The organism is Runella sp. (assembly GCF_965279615.1).
GTDB lineage: Bacteria > Bacteroidota > Bacteroidia > Cytophagales > Spirosomataceae > Runella.
This window is the reverse complement of record NZ_OZ257252.1, coordinates 6,810,106-6,830,180: the sequence shown is the minus strand read 5'-3', so window position 1 is coordinate 6,830,180 and position 20,075 is coordinate 6,810,106. Positions and strand designations below refer to the sequence as shown.

Here is a 20,075-nt window from a genome sequence, read left to right as displayed (position 1 = left end):
GCCGCCTTGTCATCCCACAGACTTCGACCCCCTGTGGGTAAAAAATTCAACCTCATGTAACTCCTCTTGCAGGGGTCAGGGGTGAATTATAACCAAAACTTTATGAAATACCCGCGTACCATTGACCAAAGTGCTGCCCTTCGTCGGTTGCACCAAAACGTTAACAAGCTCAACGAGGCCATGCCTGTCAAAACCTTTCAGCGTACTCAAAAAAGCGGTAGCGTCAAAACCATCGTCTACCGCCCCAAAAGAATCAACGCCAGTACCAAGGCTACGGCCGAGCATCTCGTCAAAGCCTACGTCCGTCAATTCTACAAAACCATCAATGCCATTGGCGACGCTGCTTTTACCGATGGCCTTCCGTCACTCGAAACCAACGGCGTCCAAATTGCCGCGTGGCGTTCGTTTTCCGACCGCACAAGCCGCAATCATCTCGCCACCTTACGTGATGCCAATATTGTCTCAGAATACAAATTTCACGGCTCAGAAGCCGATTTTGAGGTGTGGATAAACCCCGAAATCCTGTTCGATTTCGCCCAATTGGAGGTCGAAAAATCGCAAATTTCCGCCATCACAGGCACGGTTTTAGACCATCTGGACAAAAATTTTCCGCATAAAGTCACCGTGACTCATAGCAACTTAGATATAGAAATAGATAAGGCCAGTAAACAGCACGGCGACATTCAAAAAACGGAAGGTCTGTTAGTTGAACAGGGAAACAATCATGGCAACACCGAACAGCAACAGCCGGATGAAGGCAAAACCGACACTTTAGGAGCCCTCCCTTGTCACAGTGACAATCAGCCGGGGGGTGCGCCGGCTGGCCGAAAACGACAGCGCTACGAACGCACGGATGCCCAAAAACAGGCCATTTTCGACGGTTTCCTAAACAGCTTTTGGCTCTATGCCAAACAAATCCTCTACCCGTCGCGCAACTACCAACCGTGGCAGGACGAACAGGCCCTTCGCACCATTCGCCGCTCAGTGTATAACCATTTTGAGACCGAATTGACTGAAAAAGAATGGGATAACTACCAAAAGGAGCTGTATCAACGCCTCGAAATGGTCTCCCGGTATTACGCCAAGCATCCCGATAAGTACATTCCAGAGCCCTATGCGTGGGGAAAAGAAGGAGCAGGGTATTTTGATTGGGAAAACGAGCGTGGTTTTCGAGCCACCGAGCAATGGTTGCGCAACAGTCAGCAAATGTACCGCATCCATTACACCCGCCAAGTTGTAAGCCGAGCTATACGATCCCTGCAAAAACACCGAGCCGGTACCGCTCCCGTCAAACTCCAAAAACTCAGCTACCTCGAAGCCTACCGTACCATTGAGCGCAGCCTCGAACGCTATGGCGAAACCGTCCTCGACCGCTTCAAAACCCTTGCCATCACCGTTGGACAAGACAAACCGGTCGTATTTCAACGCGGCTTCACCAAGGTCATCAAAAGAACGAATTAAACGTAAACACTGATAGATAAATGACAACTCAAAACAACGCCCAACCACGTCAGCAAAACAACGCTGATCCGCTCAAACTGGAAGCCTCAGTTCAGGCCATCGTCCGCTTCGTCGACGGAAACACTCGCGTATTTTATTCCGGAGATATCCGATATCGCGGCAAATGGCAATACGGTCACCTTGGTTATTGGGTCCAGTACTGGAAGCATCGTATCGAACATGAAACCCCTGATGGTTGGACCGGCAGAGTGGCAGAAGGAGCCATCTACCGAAATTTCGATGGCTTACGTGGCGATAAAATCGCCCAATTCGTAAAAGGAACCGGTTGGACTTCACAAGCCTGATTTGCATGAATAATCATTACTTCGGTGGTAAGTCCGCAGATGGGCATTTCCACCAAATCATCAATTTTATTACGCCTCACATCACCTACGTTGAACCTTTTGGAGGAAAATTGGGGATTTTCAGGCAAAAAAGAGAGGCAAAAAGAACCTTCGTTATTGAGCGAAATCATGACCTGATACCATTTTATAAGCAGCATGGTTTTACCGTTTACGACGGAAGTATACCATTCCAAGGAGACTACGACAATGACACCGAATGCTTCTACCGTCATATTATGAAAAACTCTCTCGGTCGTTTTTGCCTGATCGGAGATGCCCTGAGAGTTCTTGAGGACATGCGTGAAGAATTCGACAGTTACGGTGTATTTCTGTACGTTGACCCACCATACCCATTAGATAGTCGGCGGGATTCCAGACCAAATTATAAGTTTGAAATGAGTGATCATGAGCACGATTTGCTTCTTGAAACCCTGTATTCATTCGATAAGGCTCACATTGCAATAAGTACTTATGAAAATGAAATATACAATGATTGGTTAGCAGGGAAAGGGATAGAATGGAATATGGAAGAAATCTCCGCTCAAACCCGACACGGCCGTGTCACCGAGCAACTCTGGATGAACTACCCCGCACCCGCGGAGCTCCACGATTACCGCTACCTCGGTGCCGACTTTCGCGAGCGTGAAGATATCATCCGCAAGCAAAAGCGATGGGCGGCCAACTTTGCCGAGCTCTCGATCCTTGAGCAAAAAGCCATGCTCGAAATCCTCACCAGTCGCCTCGCTATATCTGCCGAGTCTGGCCAAGGAAAAAAAAGAAAAAAAGCCAAAGATGTTTCACTTATCCAAATCTTATCCCAATGAAACTTTTCTCCATTATCGCCGCCGTCGTTTTTGCAATCATCGCCGCCGCTTCCTATATCCTTGCTTACCTTTTTCTGATTTTGATCATCATTTTCCTGCCATCCAAATCTAATTAAGCCAATGCCAACCGATAAGGTCATTATCAAACTCTATTCGGTAGAGTATGCTGCTCTTTTTGGTCATCTCCATAAAATCAGCACCCATACCGGTCAATTGGGTCTGAACAGTACCGTCAGTCACATGGTGCTTTATGATTTGTTTTGGCGCAAGGGTCATACTATAGAATGCAATGCAAAGAGTAAAAAGTCGAAACCTCGAAGCATCACCCTGAAGCCCGTCGAAGCCAAAGCGCTCTATGATGAATTACGCCCCCACAGTTACACCGATGTGCTCCTGTGCCAAATCTTCGGTCACCTCGACCGAGCCTTATTAAACCTCGGATTCAATAACACTTTAATGTATTAGCTATGGTAAAACTATCATTCATAACGGAAGATAATTGCGCCTCTCTGGGCCTCAATGGAGTGCAATCTTTTATAAAGGCCACTGGCACTACGGAATGGGAACCGGTCCAACACATAGATCCTGAATTCCTCTCAACCATCGGAAAGATGCAGACCTTTCCCTTTGGCTTTACGCAGGAATTTAAAGCCAAGGTTCTTGAAATGATGCAAAGCAACCGCGGTCGAAAATGCCTCATTTCCACTCAATGGATCGCCGGGCTTCAATCCCCCAACGCCAAGTACTTAATGGGAGTCGTCAAAACCCTCAATGAAGGCCTCACCATTACCGAAACCGTAACAACTAAATTTAAACTTAAATAAGAACATGGCACAGATTACTGAAGCACAACTCATGCGCGCTCAAGAAGCTTTTCATGCAAAAATGAAGGCAGAACACGCCCAAAAAGGCACTATGACATGTAGTTGCCACGTCTGCAATTGCCCCCAACGTAAGGAACTTTTAGTCAACAAAATGCACGTTTTTTTTCATCCTGACGGAAGTAAAATAGATGCCGTTTGTGACGAAGGCCTTCGTACACTTTGCATAGTTTATAATATTGATTTAAACCAAAAACGTTGATCCAATGACCTACGCTACTAAAATCGTTTTAGTAACAATTTTCACCGGGCATACCCTAGACCTCACCAATATTGAGGTCATTAGCCCGATCCAAACTGCTTCTGGGCCGTTTGGCACCGATGGGAGTTACCGCTCCCTTTTCATCGAAATTCACCTCAAAAGCGGCAATTGTCTCAAGTACAATTTCTTTACAAAAAAGTACCCCAGCAAACCTAACGAGAACGATTTGAAAGAATACCGCGAAGCCATTGCCAATTTCAAAACGCAACGTTTCGCACTACTGGAACAATGGGCCATTGCCGTAGCCGGCACATTAGCCAAGGAAGGAGTCGAATCATGAAAGCCATTTCATTACTCCAACCGTGGGCTTCGCTTGTTGTTGAAGGTGTAAAAGGATATGAGACCAGAGGTTTCAATACGAACCACCGAGGTAAAATTCTGATCCATGCCTCCCTTGGTCAAGAATTAAAGACAAAGGGAATGCCTAAAATAAAGACAAAGGAAATGGTCCTAAACTGGCCATTCAATATCTTCATTACCGATTTCAGTGCTTTGCCATTCGGTGCCATCATTGGCTGTGTTGATTTGATAGAAACCTATAAAACGGAAGAGGTCATCGAAAAAAATCTGCTTTCTGAATTTTGCCCCGCTAAGGATTCTATCGAATATCACCTCGGTGACTATTCAGCCAACCGTTTTGCTTGGAAGCTGGAAAACCCCATCATTTTCAAGCACCAAATTCCGATCAAAGGCAACTTGTCCATTTGGAACGTACCGCCCGAAGAATCATGGATCGCAGAATTAATGATCGAATCTTCAAGAGAGGAGGTCAAGAATGATTAGACAAAAGAAATCAACCGCCCTTTGGGTGATCATTCCAATTGTTATTTTAATACTTCTCATTTTTAACAGTTGCCGACTCAGTACTCAAGTCGGCAGCCCTACCGATGCTTCAGTTGATTGTCAGCTGAAGCAATTCGGCGGCATGACCTATCTGATCGTTTACAGTTCGTCAGGTATTCAAATCGCCAACATCACCCGCGATAGCCTCGAAGTAACGACCCGCCGCCGTGCTGAGCTTTACATTCAACTTGCCAACCGTCAACTCCAAAAAAAATGACAAAAGCCGACATAGTTACCCAAATCTATTATAAGTCCAAAGACCTTCCAAAACCCGAAATTGCAACTATTGTTGACGCACTTTTTGAGGTGATCAAAGAAAAGGTAGCTGCTCGCCAAACTATCTATTTGCGCGGCTTTGGAAACTTTTTTTCCAAATATCGTTCCTTACGCAAAGCTCGAAATGTCAAAAAAAATGTAGAGATCATCGTCGATCCCTACCATAGTCCTGCCTTCAAACCATCACAGGAAATGATAAAAAAAGTAAAAAATGAAACTGCAAAAATCAGCCAAAAATCAACTCGCAAAGCACGATAGATTTATCAGGTTCATTGATAACCATGGCCAAGCCTACATTTACATATCTGATATTGATCTACTGACCGCTGAGTATAAACGCCGTACGGGAAATATACTCCGGTGGTCTCCCGCTCCTGTGTTGTATTTCTACAATGTTTGGGTAGAAAAGGAAGCAATCCAATTAAACTGACACAACTATGATCCAAATAGAAATACTTATTGAACCCATAAGTCATCGGGATGCCAAGATATTAAGGCAGGTTTTTGATAGTGACCTTTCTACTGTCGGTAGTATTACCTTCGAGTTTCAATCAATGTACCCATTCAAAATCCTTTGGTATAAACTGCGGGAGAAAACCCAACTATCAAAAGACGCTTCATTACTTCTTTTGATTGAGTTCAGGCATGAAATTGACAAACATCTGTGATCATGCGCGACTGAATCACGGGCGCCACGTCACGAATGTGAAGTGCCTGACTTTAATTGCCCAGGAATAATCACACCGAAAACTTAACCGCAAAATTCACTATGCTACAAGAAATCATAGACGCTTTTAAACAAGAATCTTTAGGCAAGGTTCACAAAGAAGCAATCACCGAAATCACAAAGGATGACTTTTGCCGAGCCATTGCATTAGCAATCATCGGCGGCACTTCTCATAGTTCCCAATATGCTGAATCAGGAAGTACAATCTTCATTCACGGCACAAGTCGTGTTGAACAGGTATCAATTCGTAACTACAATGGAGACCCAGAATTGCTGATCACCGATACGCAAGGCAAGTTTCTTTTTTATGGCCGCTTTGCCCGTTCCATCGGGATAGAATTACTTACCGAGCAATATTTCAACATATTTCTATTGCTTCGAGACCAAATCAAAGACTCTTCTGATGTGACAGATCACCCACTTTCAAGTATCGAGAAATCACAATGTTAATTCTAAGCACCTTTCCCGGTATAGATTTACTCGGCGAAGGCTTCAGGGAAAACGGCTTTTGCGTTGTTCAATCGGGCGATATCATTTTAGGAAAAGACATCAGAAACTTCAAAAGCATAAAAGGTAAATTCGATGGCATCATCGGCGGCTCTCCGTGTCAGGACTTCTCATTGGCTCGGCGAACTCCTCCCAGCGGCTACGGAATCCAAATGCTCAAGGAGTTCAAACGCATTGTCATCGAATCCGACGTCGATTGGTTCCTGCTCGAAAACGTCCCCAACGTTCCAAGGATCAGCATCGACGGTTATCAGATGCAACGTTTTTTCCTGAATGCCAACGAATGCGGAAGCACTCAAAACCGCCACCGCTATTTTCAATTTGGCTCAAAAGCCGGTATCGTGTTAGATATCCCACGGCTCCCTAAACCTACCCGCTCCGAAAAGTGTGTCATGGCTACTGAAGGTAACAAAACCGACCGTCGCACTTGGGAAGAATTTTGCGCCCTTCAGGGAATCACCGAACCATTCGACCTTCCCGACCTCACCAAAGCCGGAGCCTACAAAGTCGTAGGCAATGCCGTGAATCTCCACGTGAGTCGTACCATTGCCGCCGCGATCAGACGCGCACTCGCCTCCCCCACCTACCTTTCCGACGTCCGAACCTGTGCCTGTGGGTGCGGTCGAATCATACCCGAAAACAGAATCACTGCCACCGATGCCTGTCGAAAACGAGTCAGTGTGAGCCGACGTATAATACCATGCGTCATTCAGTAACACTAACAGGGCTAAAATTTTTTGTATCTTTACGGCTCAATAGATGTTCACATCTATCAGTGTAATTGATCACCAATCCCGACTTCCCTGACGTCGGGATTTTTGCTTTCAGAAAATCCCGTCCTTTCGTCAATTCTTACAGGCTTCTACTTTCGTTCAAAAAAACGAAAGTCATGCCAACTCGTTCTCAACTCCTTAATTACATTACCGGAATTCGTAATGCGACCCCGCAAGACCCTGTTCAAACTACCGAAATTGCCGATTTTCTTGAAGGTATTTTAAATTTTATTACTGCCGATAGCGCTATTGAAATAAATACAGCTTCAGCAATAATGGAATTAAATTCAACAAATAAGGCATTGCGGCTTACAAGAGTAAATGCTGAACAAATGGATAATTATCCTAATCCTGTTTCCGGACTCCTTTTGTTCAATACAACCACATCTGAATTATATGTTTATACAGGTACGGCATGGGAATCATTATTGTCAGTTTAATTCTATTCCATATCACCAATACTTATTGTAAATCGCTATGAACTACCTCACCATCTATCCGAAAATTTCTGTGGAGAAGTGCTTAGATGGAAAACCCGATTGGTGGAAAGTGACCACCCGCGTCAAGGTACGGTGTAATTTGCACCCCTACGGGCGCATTTTCATCCCTGCGGGTTTTATCAGTGATTTCGCCAGTGTACCGCGCCTGTTTTGGGGCATCATCCCCCCGCATGGCCGCACTTCTTCCGCCTGTGTCGTGCACGATTATCTGTACGAAGCCAAACCGCTCAAAGCCACCCGTACCGAGGTCGACCGCTTTTGGTTAACCCTGCTGAAGCAATCCAAGATTCCTCGGTGGCAGGTCAATATGATGTATTACTATGTTAAATTATTAGGTTGGTATAATTGGTACAACGTCAACTCCAAGATCATGAATTTCTTCCTACCCATCATCACATTTTTTAAATCGCTTTTCAGCGGTCTAACCAAGGTTCAGAATGCCGAAAAATCGCTGAACAGTATCTTAGAAGTCAAGGCCGAAATTCAATCCAAAAAATGGATTCTGCCCGCGTTCACTTACTTTCTCACCCTCTGTACCGGTTTGATGCTCGGTGCCTTGATTTCAAAAATGCAGATACGGAAAGCCCAACAACTCGCCGTAGCCGCCGCCCTGCGGGAGCAAAGCCTTCTCGATTCCCTCAATTACAGTATCCAATTAGCCCAACATGCCAACACCATTTCCCAAAAAGATGAAACCATTCTCACTCTTCGTCAGCAGATTCGTTCTGACAGCATTGCTCATCTTAGTGAGCTTCAGGCCGTTCGCGCAATCAACTCCTACCTCAAATCCAAGCGATAGTTTGAGTGAGGTCAAATTGTTCGTCCAAAATTCACGCGCCATTTATGATAGTTTGATGCGGTTTCAGGACGCAAAAATTAACCTATCGCTTAAAAATAATCAGATATCCAACTATCAAACGCAGGTCACCGGCTGTCAGATTCAGAACTCAAAGCTCCGCTCCGACGCCAACGACATGGCCGTTCGATTGTTCGATGCCAACGAAGCCAATCAGATCCTGCATCGCCGTTTTCGCCGTGCCGATATCGAGCGGTGGGCATGGCGAATAGGAGCCGCCGCCATTCTCTACCTAAAATTCAAATGACCAACATCATACGCCTCAAGCCCGACGAAGATAAGCTTCAAAAGTACCGCGACTACTACGCCGGAGCCGCTGAGCTCGACGCAGAAGAGAAAACCTACCTCGACCGATACGAGCGCGTCATGCTGCTTTTCGAGCAAAACGAAGCCGACGAGGAACAGCCCGTCTGGACCCGTGCCGCCATCGTTAAGTTCGTTAGGGAGAAATACAAGGTCAGCGTTCAAATGTCCAACCGAATCGTGAACGAGTCGCTGGAGTTATTTGGCGATATGCAACAGCTTTCACTACGTGCCCGTAAAGCCTTCCGTCTTCAGCACTTGGAGCGCCGCGAAAAAGACGCCGTCCGCGAAGGTGACCACATGGCCGCTGCAAAAATCAACGACCAAATCAATAAAATTCTCGGCACTTACTCCGAAGAGCCACAGGAAAAAGACGACACCGATTATTCTGTTCCACTCTCCGTCGTTTTCCAACCTATAGACGTCCCCTATGAACTCGTCACCGATACTCCTAAACCCGTGGCAGATTAGTTTTCTGGAAGCCAACCAGCGCATCAAAGGTGCCGTCTGCGGTCGTGGAGCGGCCAAGACCAACACCCTCAACCACGTCATCGGTCTCTCTGCCCGAAGCCTTCCCCGTGCCAAGGCATCCCTCAATTGCAATACTTTTACCCAAGGCTTGGAAATCATACTGGAGCAAAGTGAGGATGTTTGGAAGCAGTACGGCTGGCATCCCTACGACCCCAAAACAGGTCGTGGAAACTACGTCCTGTTTCGCCGTCCACCCGATGATTGGGTCAAGCCCATCTATGCTCCCAAAAAGTGGGAAAATGTCGTTTCTTTTAAATCAGGCTATGCTTTGCAAATGCGTAGCTACGACCGCCCAAACTCCAACCGTGGCGGGAACGATTCTCAAAATTTCATTGACGAAGCGGGATGGTTCAAAGAAGACTGGATCAATAAAATCGTTCTTCCTCGGAACCGCGCCCCGCTTGACATTGATTCTCACCTTAATCTCGCCTTCTATTTTTTTACGTCCGTACCCACCCATGCCGAAGGTCAATGGATATGGAAGTACGAACAATTGGCCAAGGATCAGCCCAAGAAGTACCGCTTCAACGAAGCCACCGCCAAAGACAATTATGCTTTGTTGGCCAAGGTTCCAGACTACATCGAAACCCAACGCGAGATTCTAGACCCCATCACCTTCGCCATCGAAATGATGAACGAACGGATGACTGCCCTCGCCAATGGCTTCTATCCGAGCTTTAACCAGGAGCGTCACGTGCATCATGGCTACAACTATGATTTTGATGATGAGTTGGGCATTTGGCACAAGGAACATAAGGATTATGACCCTGAAGCAGCGCTTGAAATTTCGATGGATGCCAACGCCGCTTTTACCTGCGCGTCGGTCTGGCAGGAAAGCAAAGACCACACCACCGAGCATTGCATCAATGCCCTTTTTGTCAAACCCAATGCCGAAAAAAGCAACCTTGTTCAGCGCCTCGCCTTCAAGTTTCACGAAACCTACGCTCAGCACCGTAAAAAAGTAGTGTACTTGTGGGGAGATCGCAACCTGACGTCAAAAGTTGCCCAATCAAAACTCACACAGCAGGATGTATTCACCGAAACCCTCCGTGCCCTTGGCTGGACAGTCGTTTCTCGCGTCAATGGTTTCAACTGGCTCCATAAAGACAAACACTTCTTTATTGATGAAATTCTAAACGAGAAAAACCCACGTTTACCCAAAGTGCGGATCAACGCCAAATTAGGTACACCCTTAATCCACTCTATTCAACAAGCACCCATCAATGATGATTTTACCAAGGATAAAAAGTCTGAAACTCGTTCTATGCCCCAAGAATTAGCCACCCACCTTTCCGACACCTTAGACTATTACGTCTGTGGTAAATACGGAAGCCGTACCGGGCGTTTCGGAGCTTCTACATCCGTTATTCCTGCGGTTGGTTGGATGTAAAAATCCGTCCTTTCTGCGATTAAATATTGATTTTAGTTTTGTATGAAATTGTAAAAATTATAAATAAAATGAGCAATCTAGATGAAAAAATACGGCTAAAAACTGGCGGACTTGGTCTTTCTGAAGAAAACTATACAATAGTTGAGAAGAATAGTATTTTGTCAGCAAAGGAAGATACCCTTGCCTACAAAAACGCAGTAATTGAGGCGTATAATAACCTTACGACGCAGGGCAACTTTCGAGGAGGTTGGAACGCGTCTACCAACAGCCCGGCACTTACTGCAACTCCAAGCGCCGCAAACGATTACTACGAAGTTACTGTGGCAGGAACGCAAAGCATTACAGGAAGCAGCACCGCTTTCGTATTGGGAGACCGGGTAAAAAGCAACGGCACCGCATGGGTAAAAGTGGCTTTTTCGTTGGGTGATGGCAGTGTTGCACAAACAAAACTGGAAACGTTGTTGAATGTTTTTCTAAACTACCTGAAGGACTCTTTTGACTGGAGCACAACAGATAATAGGATTGTTATTCAGGATGCCTCCGGCAATATCTCGTTTGATCTTGGCGAAGATGGAATTTTAAAGCTATTTGCCCTTACAGCAGGTGCAATCAGTGCAAAAACTGTCAACGGCATCGAACTTACCCCTGAGGATGATTATTATCAAATTCTGACTGATAGTTTAGGTAACGTAGCTAGCTTGGAAACGTGGGATGGCAAATTAAAAAATGCAGAGGTAGACACAAAAATTCTTAAAGTTGCTTCTAAGATTGGGCTGGAGGCTGATGTAGATGGGGGATTGATTATTAGGAATTTGCTGACCAACAGCATAATTTTTTCAATTTCGGCAACCGGTGAAATTGCATTAAGCAATCTTACCATTAATGTTGATTCACAGGAGCAATACCCGCTTTCACTTCAGGACGCAGATGGCAATATTAATTTTGCGCTCGACAGAAATAGCAATGTTATCACGAAAAAATCCATTGCTACAAATGCAAAAAAGGGTTTTCGTAGAAACCTGAATCACATTATTGGTTATGGGCAGTCGCTTAGTGTGTTAAGTGCCACCGGTGCAATTACCACATCACAGCGTTCAGGGTACAATTCTCTTATGTTTTCCGGAGGTGTCGGCCCGGTTACCTGGGCGGGAAACCAATCGGCCAATGAAGTCGATGTCTATGCAGCCCTTACTTCCCTTCAGGAGGTGACTGCTGAATCCCCTTATTCGGGAGTATCGGAGATGATTCAGGAACGAATCCAAAGCGAAAATGGATTTGCGCCTGATACGGGTTATCGTCTGCTTTTGAGCGCTCCGGGCAATGGGGGCATGTCTTTAGCGCAACTCAGTAAAGGCACAATGCACTACAATCACCTTTTGAAAGATGTCAGCTATGGATTGCTACGGGCAAACGCTTCAGGTTTGACGTACGGTGTTGATGGCATTATTTGGATTCAGGGAGAATCAAATCTTTCCGATGCAAATTACAAAGCTCCCTTAATCCAGCTTTGGAAAGATTTGGATGCAGACATTAAGGCCATTACCGGACAAACAACCCCGGTGAAATTAATCATGTATCAGACAAACGGCTTCAACGCTGTTTCGGTAACTGCCGGTACGATCACCGTAGCAGCTCAACAGTTGGAACTCGCCATAGACGACAATTACCCTCATATCATAATGGCCGGGCCTACGTATCCATATCCATGTCAATCGGATAACACCCACTTAACCCCAATGTCCAGTAAGCGGATGGGGGCAATGCTTGGGCTTGTCTGGAAACGCATTTTTGTAGATGGCGTAGACTGGAAGCCTATTTATGTGGTTGATAGCCTTCGCCAAGGCAATATCGTAGAGTTGGAGTTTTATGCCTATACCATGCCACTTCAGTTTGACACAACAAACGTCAGCAATCCGGGCAACTTTGGTTTTAGATTATTTGCTGCCAACGGTACAGAAATTACGATTACTTCTGTAACACTTACCAGAAAAGGAACAGCCGTAAAGATCGTGGCGGCTTCTACGGTTTATGCCGGTAGTTATATGACTTATGGTTATGATACAGGAACCTATCCGGGATCAGGGCCAACTACCGGAACGCGAGGCAATTTGCGTGATTCTCAGGCTATCACTTTCGACGCGTCCGGAATTAATACAGTTGTTTACAATTGGTGCCCTTTGTTCAAATATACTTTACAATAATTTTTTCAACTTAAAAAACTTAAAACTATGGCCGGCATTAGAATAATCAACAAAGACGCCAACTATTCGGCATTGGGTCTTGGAAATGTCAACAAGTCTGAAATATATATTTCGACAATCAACCTGACAAATACGACGCAAAGAACTGCAATCAGGGCTTTGTACAATTCCCTTAAAACAACAGGACTGGACAAGAAATTTAAGGTTTTCAGGCTATTCTATGCAGGTACTTCACTTGCGGATTCAATAAATTTAATGAATCCGGTAACGGGTGTAGCAGCAAATCAGGCAACGTATGTAAGTGACAATGCCTCTTACCACACTGCCTCGGGATGGACACCAAATGGCGCGGCGGGCCACTACGCAATCAGCAATTATTTACTCAATGAGGATATTAATAAGGTACACTTCCATGCGTGGAATTCGACTACTCCAAGTAATTCGAATAGTTTTCTCCTCGCTCAACAGGCTAACGCAACCGGAAACGCTTTTTATATTGCTTTGCAAAGAAAGGGTTCAGGTCCTTTTGCAAAAGGGGCGATAACGCCTTACAGCAGTGTTTTTAATCTAAATGCGCCCTCCGGCTATGACACACACACCGGCCTTCTTTCGGTAGCTCGTCAGGCGGGCGGAATTATGAAGCTCTATGACGATGCGGTTGAGGTTATTTCCGCAACCCGGGCCGATACATGGAGTATGAATAATACTTCAATGCTGCTTGAAGGAACGATAGGGTCGAGCGCAACCACCAATTATGCAGACTGTACACTTCGCTTTTTGGGTTGGGGCAGCTCAGAATGGACGACTACTGATGAGGTAAATTTGAACACGATTTTAAAGGCCTTCTATTTGGCGATAGCATAACTCATTGTTGTGTTCAAAGGTATACGGCGCGTGTATAGATGTCAAGAAAGAGTACATAAAAAGGGATTTTGTGTTTAGTTACTAACAATGAAGCCCGCTCCGTCACCGGAGCGGGCTTTTCCGCTTTTACACCTCAGACGTCATCAAGGCCGTGGGTCAGTTGCCTCTCTATCTATTTTCCGTTCGCCAATTTGGTTGAAAAACTGACCTAAAAATTGGTAAAAAGTTATTTTTTCGTTGGCCTAAGAGCCTCAATTTGCTTGATCGTTGCGCCAAATGCCCTACCGTTAGCATTCCAAATCTCAGCCGCTTCCTGAATTGACACCGGATATTGTTGCGATAACCAAACCAATGAATCAAGATCTTCCTCAGAAATATCCCGAAGTTCACGGTTAAGCCGTGGCCTGATCACAAATTTTTTATAGACCGAATCATACACCAATTTAGTGCGTATCCAAGCGCCCTGAATCCCACCGGTCCGGATGGCGCTCATTATACCGGCAATAGGCGATAATAGAACCCATACAATATGAAATAATACCGTTCGCCAAATGTACCCCCATTCCAATTTCATGCTTTTGTTTTTTGAGATTTCGCGTCCTTTCGTCTCTCCGTTTCACCCGCCAATTTAGCAAAAAAAACGCGGTTCGCAGCAAAACGAAAATGCAATCCCTCAAGCGAGAATCAGTACTATTCGATTTTTTCAACGGACTGGAAGCCGATGGCTCTCCACGGGTGGCTGATTTTCGATACTACAAAACAGATGGCACCTGTGGAGAAAAACTCAAATGCACCCGCTCCTTTGAGGACGTAACGCAGATTATTGCTCAACCCATACCAGAATTCCCAAAAGGAGGAACGGAAAAGGCAGAAGCCAAAAAGCGTGACACCGTGCGACGGCCCGGACCCAACCTCAAGTCCAACTTCATGATCAGGATTCGATTTACCGCTGAAGGGGGGGAGACCGATTTCCGCAACCTCAAAATCAAGCTACTTACTCACTACCGACCCAAAGGTTCATCCGATTGGTTCGCCATTATCCATCCCTCACGATAGTCATGCTTCAAACCATTTCCAATAATCTGTCAGTGGCCACCAACGGCAAAACGGGTGCTTTCCTGAGCTTCGTTGGCCATGACCAAGCCCATACCCCCGTCGTGGGTTGGTACGATACTTCTGAGGCATTGTACCCCGACCACTACCCGTGGGGCCTTCGCGATGATAAGCCTAATCAGATGCACAAGCTCATGTCGGCCAATGACAAAGCCTTGCAGCTGCTTCGCACCCAGACCAAGTACATCGTCGGTGGTGGCGTAGGTGCCTTTCGTAAAATCGTGGAAAACCGTAAAACCATCTATGAGCCGTACGAAACCCACGAACTTCAGGATTGGATGGAAGCCGCCGAGGTGCAGGATTTTTTCAAGGCGCTGGCATGGCAGTGGTCATTTTCGTGGAATAGTTTTGCCAATATCAGCCTGAGCTATCAAGCCGGGCGTTTCTTCGCGCGGCCAACCGTACGCGATTTATTCACGATCCGTGCGGGTAGAATTTTAGCGGGAGAAAGCCGCATTCAACGGTTTTTTCTCTCCGATAAATTTGCCACGCCCTACTACAATGCCGCTCCCAAAATAGCCGTTCCTGCCTTCGATCCTGCCTTTCCGACTGCATTTGCCGAGAGCATCATGCACGTCAAAGAGCCTATCCCCGGTCAACCTTTCTACGCGTTTGCGGGGTGGTGGGGTGGAGAAAAGTGGCTTGAAGTATCCAATCTCATCCCTCAGTTCCACATTTCAGGATTAAAGAACGGCTACAATATCAAGTACATGATCAAGATTCCCGTGGATTATTTCATTCAGCAGGGAATCATTGAGGAAGATGCCCAACGCGCTGCTTTTGCCACACTTCAGTCCAATTTCGACAAATGGCTGTCGGGTGTCAATAATGTTAACAAAGCGTTGATTACACGCTACTTCATGGACAGCACCGGCAAGCAGGTATCGGGTATCATCATTGAGCCGTTGAACAATCCGCTCTCCGATGAAGCCTACACCCGAGTGAGCACCACCGCCGACGTCGCTCATGCATCGTCGCACGGTATCCTTCCGAGTTTGGCAGGAATCGACACCGGCAGTAAACTCGGCGGTTCAGGATCAGAGTTACGGCTTGCTTACGATTACGCCAAAATGATGACCGCCACTGACCGCCAAGCCCAGATAAAACCAATTTTAGCTGCGGCCCGCATCTCCGGTGTTCTTCCACGTGACGTCACATTTCAAGTCATCGACGCACAAATGACCACCTTAGACGCAAACCCCACCGGCACTCAAAACGTCATTACCCCCAACCAATAATGCCTACCCTCATCACCTCCACCGCCCAACTCAAGACCCATTTGGGCGGCATACAGAAATCATTGGATTTCAACACCATTGAGCCATTCATTCCGGTGGCCGAGCGTCGCTTTATTGCCACGGCCATCGGCAAAGACTTTCACGCATTTTTGTGCGGGACCGACGATGCCGCTTTTGCCACCGTCAAAGCCCTTGCCACCAAAGCTGCTGCTTGGTATGGTTACTTTTTGGCTTTGCCACACCTGCGGGTAGTAAGCGGAGACTTGGGCACCATGATGAATCAGCCCTCCCGCACCACGATGGCTCCCAAGTGGGCACACGTTGATTTAGTCTCGAGCACCTCCGAAAATGCCGATGCCGCTTTGGAAGATTTGCTCGAGGAACTCGAAACCTGTGAAGCTCCCGAATGGACAGCATCCCAAGGTTTCAAAACCAACCGTACCCTTATCGTACGCAATGCCGCCAAGCTCACCGAGCATTTGCCCTTGGTGCAAAACCGCCGCCGGACCTTCATGGCCCTGCGTTTTTACCTCAAGCGTGCCGAGGATACTATCGCCGCCGAGGTCTGCACTGATGAGGTTTTTGATGCGCTGAAGGTGAAATACATCAATGCACCCGATACCCTCACGGCCTTGGAAAAGAAGCTGCTGTACCTTATCGGTGAGGTCATTTCGCCTTATGCTCTGTATCGAGCCATTCCCGGTATGCGTCTGCGGGTTGATGGAGATGGTCTGTATGTGCAGACCATCGACGATGCCATGAAGAACCAAACGCCCTCCACGTACCCCGCCATCGACGCCCTTTCCAAAGACCTGATGAATACCTACAAAGAGGCCGAAACCGCCTTGGCCGAGTGGCTGGATGCCAACGCCACCGACACCGTATTTCCCGCTTATTATACCAAAAAACAGGGACGCACCCGCGAAATCGTAACCCTTTCAGACAGTTCACTCGGATTTTTTTAACAATCAAATACTCCCCAAAAAAATGTCTACCAATCAACGCTCATTAAGAAACAACATCATTCCTACCCCGGCTGTAACAGTGCCGCTAAACGGCTCCATCATCACGCCCGAGCAGCTGGAAGAGCTCAAAGCCCAAGCTATCAAAGCCAACGAAATAGCCCAAAAAGCTGCTTCGGAGCTGGAGGAAGCCGAAAAAGCCAAGCAGGAAAGCAAAAAAGCCCAGTTGCGTCGAGAGTATGACGGCTTCATGGGCGATGCCGAAAACTACCGTCAGGCGTCCCGCAATGCCGACCTTGTTGATGGTGAAAAAGAAAAATACCTCCGCTGGGCTGCTGCTGCTGAGGCCAACGCCCGCGAACTCGGTCTACAGTTAGGAATTGTTCTCCCCGATCCTGACGAAGACGAAAAAGCCGCTACCGCCCGCCGCAATCGGCTCCACCGCATTCTTACCATCGCCCAGGTAGTTGGATTGCTCGGCTTACTGTGGATGACCCTCGACGCCTTCTTCTTCGTCGGTGAGCTCATCAATATGCACAATGTGAATGTCCCTGAAGGAGGACAATCCATCCGACCCGCCTACGACCTGACCAGTATTCAGAAGTACATCTTTGAGTCCTTCACGATGTTCGCTGACCTGCCGCGTGCCGCTATTATCTGTCTGTTGGTATTCCCAACCATCGTGCTGTATGTAGTCCCCATCATCAAATCCAAAAAGGACTTTTGGACCGAATTTTTCCACGAACTCACCCCATGGCAAAGAGCAATTATTTCCGTCATCACTGTACTTGGATTCTTATTGTTGTCAGTATTGGCGCACATGGCCAAGCCCTAAAAAAGCAGCCGTTCCCCGGCTTTCCCGAAAAGCCCGTTACCAACAATGAATCCCAACTGCGTCGTGCCATTTTGGACACCGCCCAAACCCAACTCAAGCTGCGTGAAAAACCCGGAGCCGCCAACAACAACCGTGACCCACAGATCACTGTCTACAACCGAGCCTCGGGCGTGCCCGACAACGCCTTCTACTGTGCAAGTGCAGGATTCTGGTGTCATCTTAAAAATGGTGTGCGTCTCGCCATTCCCTCACCTGCTGCCGTGCGCTCGTGGTTTGCCGACCCCAAAAAGCACGTCAAATGGCAACAAGGGCAAAAGGTGCAGGTGATGGATGCCGTCAGTCTTTTTCGCAGCCATGTGGAGTTTGTGGCCGATCCTGCGGGCTTCAATGATGAAGACGAAGAGTTGGTGCAGCTTATCGGTTTCAACACCACCGGCGGTGGCAAAACGCTTCAGGGATGCCACCTGAACTGGCGCTCCAAATCGTGGGTCAAAGCCGTCACCAATCACATCACCCCATTTCTCAAAAACCAAAATGGAACAGCCGCCAAAAATTGACCAAGCCCGCATTGACTACCTCTTTGCGGCCCTGCTCCAAAACGTGCACGGTCAGGAAACGCCCGACCCCACCGTGTTTTTTGAGGGTGTTCCGATGACCGCCCACGAAGCCTTTCTTTTAGGGGCCATGTTTACAGAATCTATTTATGAAGACCTTTTAAGCCTACAAAAATGAAATTCGGAATCACCCAATTATGGGCCAAAACGCCCGCCATACTTCTTCAGGGCATTCAATTCATGGTCGCTTTGGGAGCCGCATTGGTAGCCTTCTTTGCCAAGGCAGAGTATCCCGCCGAGCTCGAAAATATCATCCTGAAGATATACCTTGATTTGGCGGCAGGAATTGCCATCCTCGCTCAATTTTTCGGTGTAGAAACCACCGATACCTATCCTGTCAAAAAGTAGTGATTTTATGAAAATCTGGGCTGACGAAAAAGAATATACCCTTGCCGATGACTGGTCAGCCGTACCCTCTGACCGGGTCATGGGCTTACTCAGGATCGCTCACGAGCAGCCCGCCAACGAGCGCTCCAAGCTGGATGCCCTCCAACTCATCAATCCCATCCCGCCCAAGATATTCCGAAAGCTCGTGTCATGGCAGGTCAATGAACTGGCCCAGACGCTGGAGTGGGTATGGGAAAAGAAACTCGAAGGCCGTCCGTTCGAAAGTTTTGAGCACGGTGGCATTATCTACCATACCCCGCCGCCCAAGCTAAGAGCCACCAACTTTGCCGAATATTTGACCGGTGTGGTGTACCTTTTCCAAGCCTACTACGATACCGATACCCCGCGTGAAGTATCCGGTGCGCACCTGGTTGCATCGCTGTGTCGACCGATGCAATCAGGAACGGATCCACTCAGTCCCAATTGGTCAGGCGATTACCGTGAACCGTTCAATGAGTACGTCGTGGAAGCCCGCGCCAAGCTGTTTCTCGACCTGCCCGTGGGCATCCTTGTCGCCATCGTACAGTATTTTGTGGAGGAACTGAAGTGGTTATATGACCATTACGACGTATTTGATGACCCCACCCCCGCCGCCAAAGCCAAGGCTAAAGAGGAGGAATTCGACTGGCAGGCACGATTGATGGATATGAAAAACCTGCGCTATGTCGTAGCCGAAGAGCGCATTTTCGGTACCGTGGCCGAGGTCATGAAAGCCCCCGTCAACGATGTGTTTGATGCGCTGGAGCGTCTAAAAAACAAAGAGTCCGGCGGTCGACCGGTCACACCAACCACCCCAACCCCCGAACCCGATGAAACTGATTGATGAACATTTCGAGACCTACAAAGCGTATTTTGAGCAATTCGTTACGCCCGAAATCGGCCTGAAAGCCTACTACTGCGATTTCATTGAGACCGTCATGGCGGCTTCCCGTTCCGAGGAAAGTTTCGGATATCCGTTACTTCACCTCGAATATCCACAAATACGTTTTGAGGAAAAGTCCGAGATGCTGATGGTACATTTTGACAGCGTTGGTGTGGTGTTGGTTCATGCCGATGAAGATTCGCCAACCGCCAAAGCCGCCGCCATCAAAATTGCCCGTCAAATTTGGGATAAGATATTCTCGGAGATGAAAAAGGCCAGCGTGTTCAAAGACATCCTAATTGAATTCAGCCTCAACAACGTTCGTGGCGAAGTGGTACTTCCCACCTTCGTCGACCGTACGTATGGATACGAGTTTCGCTTTGTGCTCACCTTCTGGGCGCAGGGTCATTTGTGCGATGACGACGAAGATTGAGACTGTACAAAAAAAATGTACGGTTACATCGCGTTTTTTGTGAACCGTA

Annotated in this window: 29 protein-coding genes; 28 read left to right on the top strand and 1 reads right to left on the bottom strand. The window is 47.2% G+C overall.

What is annotated here, in order from left to right; all coding sequences use genetic code 11:
- Positions 1-102 precede the first annotated feature (102 nt).
- From ACQY73_RS28635 to ACQY73_RS28545, 19 genes are all read left to right on the top strand, one after another.
- Entirely contained in the window at positions 103-1,461 is a 1,359-nt protein-coding gene (locus ACQY73_RS28635) for a hypothetical protein (RefSeq protein ID WP_428657604.1), read from the top strand.
- Positions 1,462-1,481: 20 nt separating this feature from the next.
- Positions 1,482-1,805 carry a hypothetical protein gene (locus ACQY73_RS28630; protein WP_428657603.1) on the top strand — a complete coding sequence of 108 codons (324 nt, stop codon included), beginning with the start codon at positions 1,482-1,484 and terminating at the stop codon, positions 1,803-1,805.
- A 5-nt stretch (positions 1,806-1,810) separates the two neighbouring features.
- Positions 1,811-2,668 (top strand): hypothetical protein, encoded by an 858-nt coding sequence (locus ACQY73_RS28625; RefSeq protein WP_428657602.1) that lies wholly within the window; start codon positions 1,811-1,813, stop codon positions 2,666-2,668.
- 120 nt (positions 2,669-2,788) lie between these two features.
- Positions 2,789-3,133 (top strand): hypothetical protein, encoded by a 345-nt coding sequence (locus ACQY73_RS28620; protein WP_428657601.1) that lies wholly within the window; start codon positions 2,789-2,791, stop codon positions 3,131-3,133.
- Positions 3,134-3,135: 2 nt separating this feature from the next.
- Positions 3,136-3,492, top strand: a complete 357-nt coding sequence (locus ACQY73_RS28615; RefSeq protein ID WP_428657600.1) for a hypothetical protein — start codon at positions 3,136-3,138, stop codon at positions 3,490-3,492.
- 4 nt (positions 3,493-3,496) lie between these two features.
- The gene (locus ACQY73_RS28610) at positions 3,497-3,751 is read left to right on the top strand and encodes a hypothetical protein (protein ID WP_428657599.1); all 255 of its coding nucleotides are present in this window, start codon (positions 3,497-3,499) and stop codon (positions 3,749-3,751) included.
- 4 nt (positions 3,752-3,755) lie between these two features.
- Complete coding sequence (locus ACQY73_RS28605; RefSeq protein ID WP_428657598.1) at positions 3,756-4,091, top strand: hypothetical protein; 336 nt, start codon at positions 3,756-3,758, stop codon at positions 4,089-4,091.
- Complete coding sequence (locus ACQY73_RS28600) at positions 4,088-4,594, top strand: ASCH domain-containing protein (RefSeq protein WP_428657597.1); 507 nt, start codon at positions 4,088-4,090, stop codon at positions 4,592-4,594. The genes ACQY73_RS28605 and ACQY73_RS28600 overlap by 4 nt, the downstream gene beginning before the upstream one ends.
- The gene (locus ACQY73_RS28595; RefSeq protein WP_428657596.1) at positions 4,587-4,871 is read left to right on the top strand and encodes a hypothetical protein; all 285 of its coding nucleotides are present in this window, start codon (positions 4,587-4,589) and stop codon (positions 4,869-4,871) included. The genes ACQY73_RS28600 and ACQY73_RS28595 overlap by 8 nt, the downstream gene beginning before the upstream one ends.
- Positions 4,868-5,188: an HU family DNA-binding protein gene (locus ACQY73_RS28590; protein ID WP_428657595.1), complete on the top strand. Its 321-nt coding sequence runs from the start codon at positions 4,868-4,870 to the stop codon at positions 5,186-5,188. The genes ACQY73_RS28595 and ACQY73_RS28590 overlap by 4 nt, the downstream gene beginning before the upstream one ends.
- 511 nt (positions 5,189-5,699) lie before the next feature.
- Entirely contained in the window at positions 5,700-6,107 is a 408-nt protein-coding gene (locus ACQY73_RS28585) for a hypothetical protein (RefSeq protein WP_428657594.1), read from the top strand.
- Complete coding sequence (locus ACQY73_RS28580) at positions 6,101-6,880, top strand: DNA cytosine methyltransferase (protein WP_428657593.1); 780 nt, start codon at positions 6,101-6,103, stop codon at positions 6,878-6,880. The genes ACQY73_RS28585 and ACQY73_RS28580 overlap by 7 nt, the downstream gene beginning before the upstream one ends.
- 173 nt (positions 6,881-7,053) lie before the next feature.
- Positions 7,054-7,377, top strand: a complete 324-nt coding sequence (locus tag ACQY73_RS28575) for a hypothetical protein (RefSeq protein WP_428657592.1) — start codon at positions 7,054-7,056, stop codon at positions 7,375-7,377.
- 37 nt (positions 7,378-7,414) lie between these two features.
- A complete protein-coding gene (locus tag ACQY73_RS28570; RefSeq protein ID WP_428657591.1) occupies positions 7,415-8,236 on the top strand; it encodes a DUF1353 domain-containing protein in 822 nt (273 codons plus the stop codon).
- A 1-nt stretch (position 8,237) separates the two neighbouring features.
- The gene (locus ACQY73_RS28565; protein WP_428657590.1) at positions 8,238-8,540 is read left to right on the top strand and encodes a hypothetical protein; all 303 of its coding nucleotides are present in this window, start codon (positions 8,238-8,240) and stop codon (positions 8,538-8,540) included.
- Positions 8,537-9,067: a hypothetical protein gene (locus ACQY73_RS28560; RefSeq protein WP_428657589.1), complete on the top strand. Its 531-nt coding sequence runs from the start codon at positions 8,537-8,539 to the stop codon at positions 9,065-9,067. Before ACQY73_RS28565 ends, ACQY73_RS28560 begins: the two co-directional genes overlap by 4 nt.
- Positions 9,027-10,517 (top strand): hypothetical protein, encoded by a 1,491-nt coding sequence (locus tag ACQY73_RS28555; protein ID WP_428657588.1) that lies wholly within the window; start codon positions 9,027-9,029, stop codon positions 10,515-10,517. Before ACQY73_RS28560 ends, ACQY73_RS28555 begins: the two co-directional genes overlap by 41 nt.
- Positions 10,518-10,585: 68 nt before the next feature.
- Positions 10,586-12,718, top strand: a complete 2,133-nt coding sequence (locus ACQY73_RS28550) for a sialate O-acetylesterase (RefSeq protein WP_428657587.1) — start codon at positions 10,586-10,588, stop codon at positions 12,716-12,718.
- A gap of 27 nt (positions 12,719-12,745) precedes the next feature.
- On the top strand, positions 12,746-13,582 hold the full coding sequence (locus ACQY73_RS28545; RefSeq protein ID WP_428657586.1) for a hypothetical protein: 837 nt from the start codon (positions 12,746-12,748) through the stop codon (positions 13,580-13,582).
- A 226-nt stretch (positions 13,583-13,808) separates the two neighbouring features.
- On the opposite strand, the gene ACQY73_RS28540 is transcribed toward ACQY73_RS28545, so the two are convergent.
- Positions 13,809-14,156: a hypothetical protein gene (locus tag ACQY73_RS28540; RefSeq protein WP_428657585.1), complete on the bottom strand. Its 348-nt coding sequence runs from the start codon at positions 14,154-14,156 to the stop codon at positions 13,809-13,811.
- Between the two features lie 89 nt (positions 14,157-14,245).
- Here ACQY73_RS28540 and ACQY73_RS28535 point away from each other — a divergent pair, with 89 nt between their 5' ends.
- Genes ACQY73_RS28535 through ACQY73_RS28495 form a run of 9 tightly spaced genes read left to right on the top strand, consistent with a single transcriptional unit; the run spans position 14,246 to position 20,026 of the window.
- Positions 14,246-14,638, top strand: coding sequence for a hypothetical protein (locus ACQY73_RS28535; protein ID WP_428657584.1), 393 nt, complete (start codon positions 14,246-14,248; stop codon positions 14,636-14,638).
- Between the two features lie 2 nt (positions 14,639-14,640).
- On the top strand, positions 14,641-15,933 hold the full coding sequence (locus ACQY73_RS28530) for a hypothetical protein (RefSeq protein WP_428657583.1): 1,293 nt from the start codon (positions 14,641-14,643) through the stop codon (positions 15,931-15,933).
- The gene (locus ACQY73_RS28525; protein ID WP_428657582.1) at positions 15,933-16,898 is read left to right on the top strand and encodes a DUF6712 family protein; all 966 of its coding nucleotides are present in this window, start codon (positions 15,933-15,935) and stop codon (positions 16,896-16,898) included. Before ACQY73_RS28530 ends, ACQY73_RS28525 begins: the two co-directional genes overlap by 1 nt.
- A gap of 22 nt (positions 16,899-16,920) precedes the next feature.
- Positions 16,921-17,730, top strand: a complete 810-nt coding sequence (locus tag ACQY73_RS28520) for a hypothetical protein (RefSeq protein WP_428657581.1) — start codon at positions 16,921-16,923, stop codon at positions 17,728-17,730.
- Positions 17,649-18,287, top strand: coding sequence for a hypothetical protein (locus ACQY73_RS28515; RefSeq protein ID WP_428657580.1), 639 nt, complete (start codon positions 17,649-17,651; stop codon positions 18,285-18,287). Before ACQY73_RS28520 ends, ACQY73_RS28515 begins: the two co-directional genes overlap by 82 nt.
- Entirely contained in the window at positions 18,265-18,462 is a 198-nt protein-coding gene (locus ACQY73_RS28510) for a hypothetical protein (RefSeq protein WP_428657579.1), read from the top strand. Before ACQY73_RS28515 ends, ACQY73_RS28510 begins: the two co-directional genes overlap by 23 nt.
- On the top strand, positions 18,459-18,692 hold the full coding sequence (locus tag ACQY73_RS28505; RefSeq protein ID WP_428657578.1) for a hypothetical protein: 234 nt from the start codon (positions 18,459-18,461) through the stop codon (positions 18,690-18,692). The genes ACQY73_RS28510 and ACQY73_RS28505 overlap by 4 nt, the downstream gene beginning before the upstream one ends.
- A 7-nt stretch (positions 18,693-18,699) precedes the next feature.
- Positions 18,700-19,554: a hypothetical protein gene (locus tag ACQY73_RS28500; protein ID WP_428657577.1), complete on the top strand. Its 855-nt coding sequence runs from the start codon at positions 18,700-18,702 to the stop codon at positions 19,552-19,554.
- Complete coding sequence (locus tag ACQY73_RS28495; RefSeq protein ID WP_428657576.1) at positions 19,541-20,026, top strand: hypothetical protein; 486 nt, start codon at positions 19,541-19,543, stop codon at positions 20,024-20,026. Before ACQY73_RS28500 ends, ACQY73_RS28495 begins: the two co-directional genes overlap by 14 nt.
- The last annotated feature ends 49 nt before the right edge of the window (positions 20,027-20,075 follow it).

Coding starts and splice junctions, on each gene's coding strand:
- ACQY73_RS28555 (WP_428657588.1), top strand. CDS start 9,027: ATGAACTCGTCACCGATACTCCTAAACCCGTGGCAGATTAGTTTTCTG.
- ACQY73_RS28600 (WP_428657597.1), top strand. CDS start 4,088: ATGAAAGCCATTTCATTACTCCAACCGTGGGCTTCGCTTGTTGTTGAA.
- ACQY73_RS28545 (WP_428657586.1), top strand. CDS start 12,746: ATGGCCGGCATTAGAATAATCAACAAAGACGCCAACTATTCGGCATTG.
- ACQY73_RS28575 (WP_428657592.1), top strand. CDS start 7,054: ATGCCAACTCGTTCTCAACTCCTTAATTACATTACCGGAATTCGTAAT.
- ACQY73_RS28620 (WP_428657601.1), top strand. CDS start 2,789: ATGCCAACCGATAAGGTCATTATCAAACTCTATTCGGTAGAGTATGCT.
- ACQY73_RS28570 (WP_428657591.1), top strand. CDS start 7,415: ATGAACTACCTCACCATCTATCCGAAAATTTCTGTGGAGAAGTGCTTA.
- ACQY73_RS28510 (WP_428657579.1), top strand. CDS start 18,265: ATGGAACAGCCGCCAAAAATTGACCAAGCCCGCATTGACTACCTCTTT.
- ACQY73_RS28495 (WP_428657576.1), top strand. CDS start 19,541: ATGAAACTGATTGATGAACATTTCGAGACCTACAAAGCGTATTTTGAG.
- ACQY73_RS28505 (WP_428657578.1), top strand. CDS start 18,459: ATGAAATTCGGAATCACCCAATTATGGGCCAAAACGCCCGCCATACTT.
- ACQY73_RS28540 (WP_428657585.1), bottom strand. CDS start 14,156: ATGAAATTGGAATGGGGGTACATTTGGCGAACGGTATTATTTCATATT.
- ACQY73_RS28525 (WP_428657582.1), top strand. CDS start 15,933: ATGCCTACCCTCATCACCTCCACCGCCCAACTCAAGACCCATTTGGGC.
- ACQY73_RS28635 (WP_428657604.1), top strand. CDS start 103: ATGAAATACCCGCGTACCATTGACCAAAGTGCTGCCCTTCGTCGGTTG.
- ACQY73_RS28615 (WP_428657600.1), top strand. CDS start 3,136: ATGGTAAAACTATCATTCATAACGGAAGATAATTGCGCCTCTCTGGGC.
- ACQY73_RS28520 (WP_428657581.1), top strand. CDS start 16,921: ATGTCTACCAATCAACGCTCATTAAGAAACAACATCATTCCTACCCCG.
- ACQY73_RS28610 (WP_428657599.1), top strand. CDS start 3,497: ATGGCACAGATTACTGAAGCACAACTCATGCGCGCTCAAGAAGCTTTT.
- ACQY73_RS28535 (WP_428657584.1), top strand. CDS start 14,246: ATGCAATCCCTCAAGCGAGAATCAGTACTATTCGATTTTTTCAACGGA.
- ACQY73_RS28590 (WP_428657595.1), top strand. CDS start 4,868: ATGACAAAAGCCGACATAGTTACCCAAATCTATTATAAGTCCAAAGAC.
- ACQY73_RS28630 (WP_428657603.1), top strand. CDS start 1,482: ATGACAACTCAAAACAACGCCCAACCACGTCAGCAAAACAACGCTGAT.
- ACQY73_RS28580 (WP_428657593.1), top strand. CDS start 6,101: ATGTTAATTCTAAGCACCTTTCCCGGTATAGATTTACTCGGCGAAGGC.
- ACQY73_RS28605 (WP_428657598.1), top strand. CDS start 3,756: ATGACCTACGCTACTAAAATCGTTTTAGTAACAATTTTCACCGGGCAT.
- ACQY73_RS28595 (WP_428657596.1), top strand. CDS start 4,587: ATGATTAGACAAAAGAAATCAACCGCCCTTTGGGTGATCATTCCAATT.
- ACQY73_RS28560 (WP_428657589.1), top strand. CDS start 8,537: ATGACCAACATCATACGCCTCAAGCCCGACGAAGATAAGCTTCAAAAG.
- ACQY73_RS28500 (WP_428657577.1), top strand. CDS start 18,700: ATGAAAATCTGGGCTGACGAAAAAGAATATACCCTTGCCGATGACTGG.
- ACQY73_RS28585 (WP_428657594.1), top strand. CDS start 5,700: ATGCTACAAGAAATCATAGACGCTTTTAAACAAGAATCTTTAGGCAAG.
- ACQY73_RS28550 (WP_428657587.1), top strand. CDS start 10,586: ATGAGCAATCTAGATGAAAAAATACGGCTAAAAACTGGCGGACTTGGT.
- ACQY73_RS28625 (WP_428657602.1), top strand. CDS start 1,811: ATGAATAATCATTACTTCGGTGGTAAGTCCGCAGATGGGCATTTCCAC.
- ACQY73_RS28515 (WP_428657580.1), top strand. CDS start 17,649: ATGGCAAAGAGCAATTATTTCCGTCATCACTGTACTTGGATTCTTATT.
- ACQY73_RS28530 (WP_428657583.1), top strand. CDS start 14,641: ATGCTTCAAACCATTTCCAATAATCTGTCAGTGGCCACCAACGGCAAA.